The sequence below is a fragment of the Apibacter adventoris genome (genome assembly GCF_002964965.1).
Classification (GTDB): Bacteria; Bacteroidota; Bacteroidia; order Flavobacteriales; family Weeksellaceae; genus Apibacter; species Apibacter adventoris.
This window is the reverse complement of the sequence record NZ_PSZN01000007.1, coordinates 1-13051: the sequence shown is the minus strand read 5'-3', so window position 1 is coordinate 13051 and position 13051 is coordinate 1. Positions and strand designations below refer to the sequence as shown.

The window sequence follows — 13051 nt, the reverse complement described above, 5'->3', positions numbered from 1 at the left end:
GTTTAAAAAATATTATTTTAATATCAAATGTAAGTAATTTATTGAAAATGTTAATATTGTAAAAAAATAAGTATTAGTAAACAAATTTACAATAGTATTTTATTTATTAATTTGAATATTTAATTATAAAAGATAAAAAATGGAAGTATCTAAATTATTTGAAAAATTACCAATAAAAATAAATAAATTCAAAACAATATCAGGAGGAGATATTAACAAGGCATATTTTTTAGAAACGATAGAAGGAAATTTTTTTATAAAAATTAATCAAAAAAATTTATTTCCTAAAATGTTAATTAAAGAAGCTAATGGATTAGAAGCCTTAGGACAAACTGGATATATAAAAACACCAAAAATTATAAATTATGGAGAAATAGATCAATTTCAGTATTTAATATTAGAATGGACGGAGAGGGGAGAAGCTAAAAATAAAACATGGGAAAATTTTGGTCATGCATTAGCATATATGCATAAAATAGAACAACCTTTTTTTGGATTTAAAGAAGATAATTATATTGGAAGCTTAAAACAAGTAAATACATCTAGTTCTAATTGGGGAGAATTTTATGGTCAATATCATCTTATTCCCCTTATAAAAAAACTAAAGGAACAAAATAAAATAGAGAAAGATGTAGTGAAGAATGTAGAAAATTTATGTTTGAAATTAAATGAAATTTTCCCTAAAGAATCACCATCTTTATTACATGGAGATTTATGGGCAGGAAATTATATGGTTTCAAAACAACAGGAAATATTACTAATAGATCCTGCTGTTTATAATGGACATAGAGAAATTGATTTAGGAATGACCCAGCTTTTTGGTGGATTTCCATCTTATTTTTATGAAGCATATAAAGATGTGTATCCGCTCGATAACAACTGGGAGGAAAGACTACCTTTCAGTCAATTATATCCTCTTCTAGTTCATTCAGTTTTATTTGGTGGCTATTATGTAGACCAAGTAAAGCAAATTCTTAAAATATTTTAGTATAATTTTATAAAAAAATAAAAAAGAAATATATTCTATTACGTAGTTACCTTTTTATCATTATCGTTTTGATTTCTTTTATAAACAACAGCAGAAACCAGTATACTGGCTTCATAAAGTAAATATAACGGGCATGAAGCTACAAGCATAGAGGGTATATCACCTGGGGTAATAAATCCTGCCAAAATAAGTATAATAATTAAAGCATGTCTTCGGTATGTTTTTAAAAATTTAGGAGTTAATATTCCCACAGCCGTTAAAGCATATACAATAACAGGAAGTAAAAAAACTAGTCCCATACCAAGAACGGTTTGTAATAATATACTAATATAACTGGATAAATCAATATTAACTTTAATAGTTTCGGAAAGATTAAAAAAATATCCGAAGTGCATAGTAAGAGGAGTTACTAAAAAATAACCAAAACAGCAACCTGTAATAAAAAGGCAATAAGTAGATATAAAAAAAGCTAAAGAATTCTTTTTTTCATTTGGCTTAAGTCCGGGCGATATAAATTTCCACATTTCATATATAACATAAGGAAAAGCTATAATAAGTCCTCCAACCATAGCTACATAAAAAGCAGTATTCAATTGTTCAAAAACTCGACGCACCTGAATTGGAAAATGCTCGGGCATTATAAAAGCTTCATCAGATCCCCATAGCTTGGCAATAGCATTCATAATCTTAAAGCTAATAAAATCCTTCTGAACTGGACCTAAAATAATTTTATCCATTACAAAATGCATCTTATATCCTATAAAACAAGCTCCAATGCAAATTGCTACTAATGAACGAAGAATGTGCTTTCGTAATACTCCTACGTGAGCAAGAAAAGGCATATCTCCCGAATTGATCTTTTTTTTCTTAGCCATGAATTATTTAGAAATCATATATAAATTGATTTTTATTTAAAACCATTTTCTAAAAGTATATGTAAATCTATTATACCCACATATTTATCTCCATCTAAAACTACCAATTGTCCTATCTGATTTTTTTTGAGAATCTCTAAAGCTTTATTGGCTAACTCATTTTTTTGAATAGTTTTAGGAGATAAAGACATTATATCTTTTGCCATTATTTTATTATAATCAATATCTTTTGCCATAATTCTTCTCAAATCCCCATCTGTAATAACTCCCATAACATGATTATTTTCAATAACAACTGTAATTCCATAAGAAGAATAAGTTAAAGAATTTATAATTTCTTTTAAATGTGAAGATAATTGCACTGCAGGTTTTTTATCCGGTTTTATAAGTTGTTCAACCTTACATAGAAGTTTTTTACCCAAAGCTCCGCCTGGATGAAATTTTGCAAAATCTGAAGATTTAAAATTTCTAGCTTCCAATAAAGCTACAGCAAGGGCATCTCCGAGTGCAAGTTGTACAGTTGTAGAGGTTGTAGGAGCTAAATTATTCGGATCAGCTTCTTTATCTATATGGGTATCCAGAACAAGATCAGCAACTTCAGCTAATAAACAATTTTTATTAGCCGTCATAGCTATAAGTATATTACAATATTCACGCAAGAAAGGAACAATTTCTTGTATTTCAGAAGAAGTACCACTATTAGAAATACAAACAATAATGTCATCTTTTGTGACAATGCCTAAATCGCCATGTTTGGCTTCTGCTGCATGAAGAAACTGAGAGCGTGTGCCTGTAGAGTTAAATGTAGCTACAAGTTTATTAGCAATATGTGCACTTTTACCGATTCCACAAAGAATTAGTTTACCCTTACATTCAAGAATATAATGCACAGCTTTAATAAAATCTTCTCCTAATCTATTATTTAGAGATTGCAGTTCTGCTATTTCAAATAAAATAGTATTTTTGCCTGCATTTAATATTTTTTCATTTTCCAAAATAAATAATATTTTTTTGTTTAAAAATTAAATTGTACTTTTAAATTCTAAACGACAAATTTAATAATAAAAAACTAAGGTTAAAGAATGAAATCCTCACTAAAAGACCTATCCATATCATTAAAAAAATATTTTGGGTTTAATTCATTTAAAGAACCTCAAGAACAAATTATTCAAAGTTTACTAAATAAGAATAATGTATTTGTTTTAATGCCTACCGGAGGCGGAAAGTCTTTATGTTACCAATTGCCGGCATTAATATCTGAAGGTACGGCTATTGTAGTATCACCTCTTATAGCTTTAATGAAAAATCAGGTAGATGCAGTTAGAGGTATTTCCTCAAATGATGGGGTTGCTCATGTACTTAATTCATCATTAAATAAAACAGAAGTTAAAAAAGTTAAAGATGATATTTCTATGGGGATAACAAAATTATTATACGTAGCCCCTGAATCTTTAACAAAAGAAGAATATGTAGATTTTTTTAAAACTATAAATATCTCATTTTTTGCAATAGATGAAGCTCATTGCATATCTGAGTGGGGACATGATTTCCGGCCGGAATATAGAAATTTAAAGCATATAATTGAAAAAATAGGGAATGCCCCTGTAATCGCTTTAACAGCAACAGCTACACCTAAAGTACAGGATGATATACAGAAAACTTTAGGAATGACTAATGCAAAAGTTTTTAAATCCTCATTTAATCGTCCAAATTTATTTTATGAAATAAGGCCAAAAGTAAATCCAGAAAAACAAATAATTAAATATATAAAGGAAAATCCGGGAAAATCCGGAATTATCTATTGTTTAAGCAGAAAGAAAGTAGAAGAATTAGCTGAACTTCTTAAGGTTAATGGAATAAATGCATTACCTTACCATGCCGGGTTAGATGCCAAATCAAGAGCATTGCATCAAGATAAATTTTTAATGGAAGAAGTCGATGTAATTTGTGCAACAATTGCGTTTGGAATGGGAATCGATAAACCAGATGTAAGATTTGTTTTCCATTATGATATTCCTAAAAGTTTAGAAAGTTATTATCAAGAAACCGGAAGAGCAGGACGAGATGGGGGAGAAGGGCATTGTATAGCATTTTATGATTATAAAGATATTGAAAAATTAGAAAAATTTTTAGCAGCTAAGCCCGTTTCAGAAAGAGAAATAGGAATGCAACTTTTACAAGAGGTTGTTGGGTATGCAGAAACTTCCATGTCGAGAAGAAAATATCTTCTACATTATTTTGGAGAAGAATTTGATGAAAACCATGGATTAGGTTCAAAAATGGATGATAATTCCTTAAACCCTAAAAATATGATTAATGTATCAGAAGAAATGAAACAGATGTTAATCATTGTGGAAAAAACTCAAGAAAAACTTAAATTAAAGGATCTTGTAAACATTGCAATGGGTAAGGAATCAGTAGTAACTAAATCCTATAAACTAAGTACTGAAGATTATTTTGGAATAGGAAAAGATAAAACGGATAATTTTTGGAAATCGGTTATTAGACAGGCTATAGTACATAATTTATTGAGTAAAGATATAGAATCTTATGGAGTTTTAAAATTATCTGAATCTGGGAAAAAATTTATAAATCAGCCTAAGGAAATTCTTATGGCAGAAGATGTTGATTTTGAAAAAGAAATTGGAGCTCAAAATCAAACTTTGCAGCAATCAGCAGGAGAAAACAATGTATCAGACAAAAAATTATATGAAGATCTAAAAAATATAAGAAAGAAAGTAGCAAAAGAAAATGGAATTCCTCCATTTGCTGTCTTTCAAGATCCTAGTTTGGAAGATATGGCCTTACAATATCCTACTACCTTATCCGAATTATCTAATGTTTTTGGAGTAGGGGAAGGTAAAGCCAAAAAATTTGGAAAAAAATTTGTAGACTATATAGCTAAATACGTGGAAGAAAATGATATTATACGTCCTGAAGATTTAGTTATTAAACAAGTTGCTAATAAATCATCTTATAAAGTTTTTATAATTCAAAGTACAGATAGGAAGTTAGATTTTGAGGATATTGCCAAAGCAAAAGACCTCTCAATGGAAGATTTACTAAGTGAAATGGAAAGTATAGTCTATCAGGGAACTAAGCTGAATATTGACTATTATGTAAACGAATTATTAGATGAAGAACAACAAGAAGAAATAATAGACTTTTTAATGGATTCAGAAAGTGATAAAATGTCACTTTTATTAGATGAATTTGGAGATGAATATTCAGAAGATGAATTAAGAATAATGAGAATTAAATTTATTAGTGATGTAGCTAACTAAAAATTCTAGTTAGGAATTGCAATAAATTTTGGTTTATATATATATTTGAGTGAATATAGTCAATAAGTTGTATAAATAATATTTACAAAGAAATAAGAGGTTTTAATATAACAGTCAATAATGAAAATAAATTGTTTTAAAAAAATATTAAAACTATAATGTAAACTATAAATAAGGTCTACTTTTATTACTTAAAAGACTTAAAAAGAAACTGTTTATTGTTAAACAGTTTCTTTTTATATTACTTCGCTTTTATTAATTCAACATTAAATAATAACCAGGCATTAGGAGGAATTACACCACCGCCGGCACCTTGTGAGCCGTAACCTAAGGCAGGAGGAATTAAAAAGGTGGCTTTATCTCCTTCATGTAATAAAGAAATACCTTCGTCCCATCCTTGAATAACCATGCCTTTACCTAAAGGAAACTCAATAGGTTCATTTCTAGCAAAAGAAGAATCAAATACATTACCATTAGTTAAGGAACCTTCATAATGAACAGAAACTGTATCTCCTTTTTTAGCTTGACTACCATTTCCTTTTTCTGTTATTTTATAAAATAGACCGGATGGTGTTTGTTGCATATCTTTTTTCAGGCTTTCTAATTGAACTGCTTCTAATTTTTCTTTATTTTCCAAATATTTTTTATTTCTTTCAGATATTAAATCTTTGTTATCTTGGAAAAATTTTGCAGCATCATAATTTTTATAATCTTCACCTTTAGTAATAATGGATACTTTTTCTATTATTACAGGGGTTAATGGTTTATCCTGTGCTCCTGTAGGTACATTAGCTATTTTACTTACAACATCATCACCTTTAATAACTTGTCCAAAAATTGTATGTCGTCCATCCAACCAAGGAGTAGGAACTTCAGTTATAAAAAATTGACTTCCATTTGTATTTGGACCCGAATTAGCCATGGATAGAACTCCAATACCCGAATGTTTTAAATCATTTTTTTCATCTTCAAAACGATATCCGGGACCTCCCATTCCTGTTCCTTGAGGATCTCCGGTTTGAATCATAAAATCCTTTATAACTCTATGAAAGATAATTCCATCATAAAATGGAACTCCTGTTTTTTTAGCACTATTTTGTATTTTGCCTTCGGCGAGACCTATAAAATTAGAAACTGTTACCGGAGATTCTTTGTCATAAAATTTAATGAGCATATCTCCTTGTGTGGTCTTAATATTTGCATATAAGCCATTTTCCAATCTTTCATAAGTCTGTTTGTCTATTTCCAATGTTTTACAATTTATAAGAGTTAATACTAAAGAAAAAAAAAGTATTTTTTTCATGATTTGAATATTTATATATTCAGTAACAAAATTACTAAATTAAATCTTATTTCTATTGTTAAATTTTGTATTACAAGAAATCATAGTTTGCAATAAAAATAGCATTAAATAGAATTTGAAATAGATTTATTAATAGATAGAATTCTGTTTTTAGAATTATCAATTTAAAACTATATGTTTATTTAATTAGATATATAGCTATAATGAAAATGTATTTATCTTTAAGTTAAAATATTTTTACTTTGTATAAATGAGTTATGTAGGATTTAAATAAAAATATACTTTTTTTTTATTAATATATTGAATGTAAATATATAAATAATATTATTTAAAGTGATGATAGAAGTGTGTTTTGGAAAGTATTTAATGATATCAATGATTTCAGATTAAGAATTAATAATATAAAATAGACCGACCATACATAAAATTTAAGAATTATTAAATATATGGATGCTGATATATGAATTAACTTTAAGAAAAAATTATAAATTTTTAAAAGAAAATTTTAAAAATAGTATGTAAATATAACTTATCTTTTTTCTTACTTTTGCATAGCATTAATTTAAGTACTTTAAAGAAATAACATAAATAATGTTTGAAAATATAAAAAATTATTTACAAGAAGTAGAACAATTTACATCTATAAAATCAGATGAAATTGAGCTTTTCAGGATTAAATATTTAGGAAAAAAAGGTATATTGAATGATTTATTTACCCAATTCAAAGAAGTTCCAAATGAACAGAAAAAGGAATATGGACAGCAAATAAATAAATTAAAACAAGCAGTTACAGAAAAAATAGAAAGTTTAAAAGAAACTTTTTCCGGAGAAAATGATAAAAATTCTGATTTAGATCTTACTCGTCCAGGAGTCCCTTATTCTTTAGGAAGTAGACATCCTATACATATTATCCGAAATAAAATTATAGATATTTTCAAAAAAATAGGTTTTTCTGTGGCTGATGGTCCTGAAATAGAGGATGATTGGCATAATTTTACTGCTCTAAATATGCCCGAATATCATCCGGCAAGAGATATGCAAGATACTTTTTTTATAGAATTAAATCCGGATAGGGTTTTAAGAACTCATACTTCTTCCGTGCAAATACAATATATGGAGCAAAATAATCCGCCTTTCAGAATTCTTTCTCCAGGCAGGGTTTATCGCAATGAAGATATTTCAGCACGATCACATTGCATGTTTCATCAGATAGAAGGTTTGTATATAGATTCAAATGTTTCTTTTGCAGATTTAAAACATACTTTACAATATTTCACCACAGAATTGTTTGGAAAATCAGAAATTAGGATGCGTCCTTCTTATTTTCCTTTTACAGAACCTAGTGCCGAGGTAGATGTATATTGGGGATTAGAAACAGAAACCGATTATAGAATTACTAAAGGAACAGGATGGTTAGAAATTTTAGGATGTGGAATGGTAGATCCTAATGTGTTAAAAAATGTAAATATAGATCCTGATAAGTATAGTGGGTTCGCATTTGGTATGGGAATAGAAAGGATTGTAATGCTTATGTATCAGTTTGGAGATATACGAATGTTCACAGAGAATGATATACGAATGTTGCAACAATTTAGCCAAGAAATTTAAAAATTTTATATATAATTAATATATGACAAAAGGGAGTGTACACTCCCTTTTGTCATATAAATAATAATAATTATTATAAAGTAAAGTTTTTTAGTTTTTTAACTTACTTAAGATTTAACTTACTTATATCTATATTAAGCCCTTTAGCTACACCCATGCCTAAAGCGGAACTAGCTCTGAAGAAATGACAAAGTTGTCTATGTATGATTTCATCCTTTTTCTCACCATCTATACCACTCATATGAGCTACAATGTTTTTAATTGTATTAGCTTTAGCATTATCATCCATAATACGATCAAATAAATCGCCAGGTTGAGAATAATGATCATCATCGTTTTCATTTCTATCATAATAATCCACTATAGAACTTTCTAATTCATAAGGTTGTCCTTTATATTCTTTAGGTTCATAATTTCCATCAAAACTATTAGGAAAATAATTTGGAGAACTTCCGCCATTTCCATCATGTCTCATAGATCCGTCTCTACTATAATTATTTACAGCAAAAGGACAAGCATTTACAGGTAAAGATTGGTAGTTAGTGCCGATTCTGTATCTTTGAGCATCTGCATAAGCAAAAATTCTTCCTTGTAACATTTTATCAGGAGAAAAACCGATGCCGTCAACAATATTTGATGGCGCTAAAGCAGCTTGCTCTACATCTTGAAAATAATTCTGAGGATTTTTATTTAATTCTATTTCGCCTACTTCAATTAAAGGATATTCTTTTTGAGACCAAACTTTTGTTACATCAAAAGGATTCCACTTATAATCTTTTAACATTTCCGGAGTCATAACTTGAATATAAAAAGTATATTTCGGAAAGTTTTTTTGTTCAATAGACTTTAACAAGTCCATTTGAGCATAATCCGGATTTTTTGCTTTATAGTCAATAGATTCTTCAAGCGTTAAATTTTTTACACCCTGTTGGGTTTTGTAATGAAATTTAACATAGAAACGTTCATTTTTTGCATTTACTAAAGTATAAGTATGACTACCATACCCATGCATATGTCTGAACCCGAAAGGAGTTCCTCTATCCGACATTAAAATCATAACTTGATGTAATGATTCAGGATTTAGTGAAAAAAAATCCCAAAACATAGTAGGATTTTTACAATTAGTATAAGGATCTCTTTTTTGTGTATGTATAAAATCAGGAAATTTACGTGGGTCTTTAATAAAGAAAACAGGTGTGTTATTTCCAACTAAATCCCATATTCCGTCTTCTGTATAAAATTTTAAAGCAAATCCTCTAGGATCTCTTTCACTATCAGCCGACCCTTTTTCTCCACCAACAGTAGAAAAACGAACGAACATTTTAGTTTTTTTTCCTATTTGGGAAAATATTTTTGCTCGCGTATATTTAGTAATATCATGAGTTACAGTAAAAGTACCAAAAGCACCCGAACCTTTAGCATGAACAATCCTTTCAGGAATTCTTTCTCTATTAAATAAAGCAAGTTTTTCATGTAAGAAAAAATCTTGCAATAATATAGGACCTCTCGGACCTACAGTTTGTGAATCTTGGTAATTTCCGATAGGAGTACCAGAATTTGAAGTAATTTTTTTATTTGTTTCCATATTCACTAGTATTGATTGGGTTTATTTGTTTGTTTGTATACAAATGTATTTATTTTATTTTATATATACAAGTATATGTGTAATTTTTTAATAATTTAAAATAAAATCAATAAATATAGTGCAGACTAAAAGAGTATTGCCTTTATAATATGTTAAAAATAATATAAGATGTTGATGGGTTATAAAACAAGCTATATATTTGTGTAAACTAATGCTTTTATGGAACTATTAGAATAAACATTCTTAATTGGATTTATATCCTTGAATAAATATTTAAATGTAAAACGCATAAATTTTTTTATACCATATAGAGATTGTTAGGTAATTTATATGATAAAAAATTAAAAATAAGTTGTGAATGATAGAAATGAAAATTTATAAATATTCTTTCTATACTTAGCAATAGTTCTGAACTTTTTAGAAAACAATCGTGAGCCAGTAAGAAAAACAATAAAAGATAAACTCCTTTTATCTTTGTATAAAGAGCTAGTGTCTAATAGTTATAAATAATAAAAAACATAAATAATAATAAATATGGAAACATTTAAAGTAAAAGCCTTTGGGGCAGAAAGCTCAAAAGCAGATTTAAAAGAAATGCAGATAGATCGTCGTACAATTACACCTAAAGATATTGAAATTGAGATTCTATATTGTGGAGTTTGTCATTCAGATCTCCATACAGTACGTAATGACTGGGGAGGGACTTTATACCCGGCTGTTCCCGGACATGAAATTGTAGGGAAAGTAGTACGGGTAGGTGAGCAGGTAACAAAATTAAAAGTAGGAGATTTGGCGGCTGTTGGCTGTTTAGTAGACTCTTGCAGAGAGTGTGAGAGTTGTAAACAAGATTTGGAACAATATTGTTTAAATGGATTTATTGGAACTTATAATGGCAATGATAAACATTTGCATAAACAAACTTTCGGTGGGTATTCTGAAAAAGTGGTGGTAGACGAACATTTTGTTTTAAAGGTACCTAAAAATCTTGATTTAGCGGCCGCAGCACCCTTATTGTGTGCCGGAATAACAACCTGGTCACCTTTAAGACATTGGAAGGTTGGAAAAGGAAGTAAAGTTGCTGTAGTTGGTTTAGGCGGATTAGGACATATGGCTATTAAATTAGCTAAAGGGTTAGGTGCAGAAGTTACCTTATTTTCTCGTAGTCCTTCTAAAATACAGGATGCGAAAGATTTAGGAGCAGATGATGTTGTCATTTCTACAGATTCGGAACATATGAAATCTGTAAAGGGCAAGTTTGATCTAATTATAGATACCGTTCCTTATGTGCATGATGTAAACCCATACGTATCAACTTTATCTATTAATGGAACCTTAGTATTAGTAGGATATTTAGGAGATTTAACTCCTATGTTGAATTCTGTTCCTATGATAATGGAAAGAAAATCTGTAGCAGGATCAGTAATTGGAGGTATAGCAGAAACTCAGGAATTACTTGATTTTTGTGGAGAACATAATATAGTCTCAGAAATAGAAATCATCAAAATGCAAGATATTAATAAAGCCTATGAAAGAATGTTAAAAAGTGATGTAAGATATCGTTTTGTAATTGATATGGCTTCGTTAAAAAATTAAAGTTTATGTGTATAAGCAGCAAAAAGAGCCATAGTTTTCTATGGCTCTTTTTCTAATGTTATATATAACCCTCACATTTATAGTATATTATCTTTATACGGTTTTGTATTGACCGTATAGATAAAATGCCTTATTATAGAATTTTTTACATTCTTCATTTCTTATTAATATGTGAATTTAATAGTATTTAAATATGTATAGATTTAATATATAGAAAATTACTAGTTTAATATAAAGTTATACTATTTATATTTAAATAAATAATTTTTTTTTTAAACAATTAAAATAGTAAGAAAGTTAATAACAATAAGGGGGTATAATATATTTAATTTGTAAGTATTAGTATAAATAAATGATGTAACTATATTATAACCCATAACCATATATTTATATCTACATTTTATTTTATTTTTTTGTTAATTATTTATTTTATATTAAAATAAATAATATATTTGTTGTCTATTTAAGTCTTTACAATTAACTATATATGGACACACTTAACCCCAATGAAGAGAAAAACCCTCTTTTTCAAATTAATCCACCCCAAAATAAATCCTCTTATTTTGCAAAATACGGAGGAACAAAAGAAGACTTATACGGAGATTCCCACTTAGTATCAGTTCAAATAAAGATCAATGGAGTTGATTTTTTCACTCAAACAAATATCCAATTAGAAATCAGGCAAAAAATCAATGACCTGCACGAATTTACCCTTATTTGTGACCCCGACGAATTCGGAGAGAATCATACCACTTACCTTTTACAAAACTCCAGAGAATATTTAGGAAAAAGGATTAGTTTCCAATTCCGACAGTTCGGGAAAACCACCTCTATTTTTACCGGAATCATTACCCAACTTTCCATGCCTAAAAAAGAAGGAATTCGCCAGATTGTTTTTCGGGGGACTTCTCCTTCCATTCTTATGGAAAACGGGCTCCATTGCCGCAGTTTTGAAAACCAGACCTTTGAGGAAATTATTAAAGAAGTAATTAAAGACTATCCGCAAAATGTTATAAGCTTTCATATTAATCCTAATTACAATGAAAGGCTGAATTATATAGTACAATACAACAGCACCGATTTTCAGTTTTTACAGCAGCTAAGTAAAAGGTTTGGAGAATATTTTTACTACAATGGAGAACAGTTTTGTTTCTCTGCCTGGGGAGGTAAAATTATTGAGTTAATGGAAGGAGAAGATGTTTACGATTATGAAATTAAGATGGAAGTGCAGCCCCAGAATTTTTCCTATACGGTCTATGATGCCAAACAAGGAACAGACTATTTGCTAGATTCCAAAACCCAAAGCATACAATCCTCTAACAACCCTTTTCAGCAATTTGCCTACAATGCATCCAAAAACCTATATAATGTATCTCCTACGGCCCATTACGATCAGAGCTTATTGCTTAACGGCTCGTTGGATATGCAACGATCATTGGAAAGAGATATGAAGAAAAGGCAGAATTTAGTCTATGTGGAAGCTACCAGTAATAATCCTTGCTTACGTGTCGGTGATGTGGTTAAGATGATGGCTTGGATTCCGGGGCATGAAATATTCAAAAACGGACGGGTACCCATAGAATCGTATAAGATTACCGAGATCGTCCACACCTTTGCAGACGGAGAAGGGTATACCAATACCTTTGTCGGAGTACCTAAAGACTTACCGGTTCCTCCATACTATAACGAGGTTGAAGCTCCCAAAGCCCAGATACAACATGCCACTGTAAAGGACAACCGAGACCCCCTGAAAATGGGAAGGGTAAGGGTGCAGTTTGCCTGGCAAAGGAGGGCTAACAGCCAGACTCCTTGGGT

9 protein-coding genes are annotated in these 13051 nt (G+C 29.4%); 5 read left to right on the top strand and 4 right to left on the bottom strand.

Annotated features, from left to right (window positions below; all coding sequences use genetic code 11):
* Positions 1 to 139: 139 nt before the first annotated feature.
* Positions 140 to 988, top strand: a complete 849-nt coding sequence (locus tag C4S76_RS04250) for a fructosamine kinase family protein (RefSeq protein ID WP_105192999.1) — start codon at positions 140 to 142, stop codon at positions 986 to 988.
* Positions 989 to 1026: 38 nt separating this feature from the next.
* On the opposite strand, the gene tatC is transcribed toward C4S76_RS04250, so the two are convergent.
* On the bottom strand, positions 1027 to 1863 hold the full coding sequence (tatC, locus tag C4S76_RS04245; RefSeq protein WP_105192997.1) for a twin-arginine translocase subunit TatC: 837 nt from the start codon (positions 1861 to 1863) through the stop codon (positions 1027 to 1029).
* 32 nt (positions 1864 to 1895) lie between these two features.
* The gene (locus tag C4S76_RS04240) at positions 1896 to 2858 is read right to left on the bottom strand and encodes a KpsF/GutQ family sugar-phosphate isomerase (RefSeq protein ID WP_105192995.1); all 963 of its coding nucleotides are present in this window, start codon (positions 2856 to 2858) and stop codon (positions 1896 to 1898) included.
* Positions 2859 to 2945: 87 nt separating this feature from the next.
* On the opposite strand from C4S76_RS04240, the gene recQ reads away from it, so the two are divergent.
* Entirely contained in the window at positions 2946 to 5147 is a 2202-nt protein-coding gene (recQ, locus tag C4S76_RS04235; protein ID WP_105192993.1) for a DNA helicase RecQ, read from the top strand.
* Positions 5148 to 5388: 241 nt separating this feature from the next.
* On the opposite strand, the gene C4S76_RS04230 is transcribed toward recQ, so the two are convergent.
* Positions 5389 to 6450 (bottom strand): peptidylprolyl isomerase, encoded by a 1062-nt coding sequence (locus tag C4S76_RS04230; RefSeq protein ID WP_105192991.1) that lies wholly within the window; start codon positions 6448 to 6450, stop codon positions 5389 to 5391.
* Positions 6451 to 7041: 591 nt separating this feature from the next.
* On the opposite strand from C4S76_RS04230, the gene pheS reads away from it, so the two are divergent.
* A complete protein-coding gene (gene pheS / locus C4S76_RS04225; protein WP_105192989.1) occupies positions 7042 to 8058 on the top strand; it encodes a phenylalanine--tRNA ligase subunit alpha in 1017 nt (338 codons plus the stop codon).
* 103 nt (positions 8059 to 8161) lie between these two features.
* Here the strand turns inward: pheS and C4S76_RS04220 are convergent, their stop codons facing one another.
* Positions 8162 to 9643, bottom strand: coding sequence for a catalase (locus C4S76_RS04220; RefSeq protein ID WP_105193136.1), 1482 nt, complete (start codon positions 9641 to 9643; stop codon positions 8162 to 8164).
* Between the two features lie 534 nt (positions 9644 to 10177).
* On the opposite strand from C4S76_RS04220, the gene C4S76_RS04215 reads away from it, so the two are divergent.
* Positions 10178 to 11236: an NAD(P)-dependent alcohol dehydrogenase gene (locus tag C4S76_RS04215; RefSeq protein ID WP_105192987.1), complete on the top strand. Its 1059-nt coding sequence runs from the start codon at positions 10178 to 10180 to the stop codon at positions 11234 to 11236.
* Between the two features lie 487 nt (positions 11237 to 11723).
* Positions 11724 to 13051, top strand: a 1328-nt coding sequence (locus C4S76_RS04210; RefSeq protein ID WP_105192985.1) for a contractile injection system protein, VgrG/Pvc8 family, incomplete at its 3' end; no start/stop codon positions are given.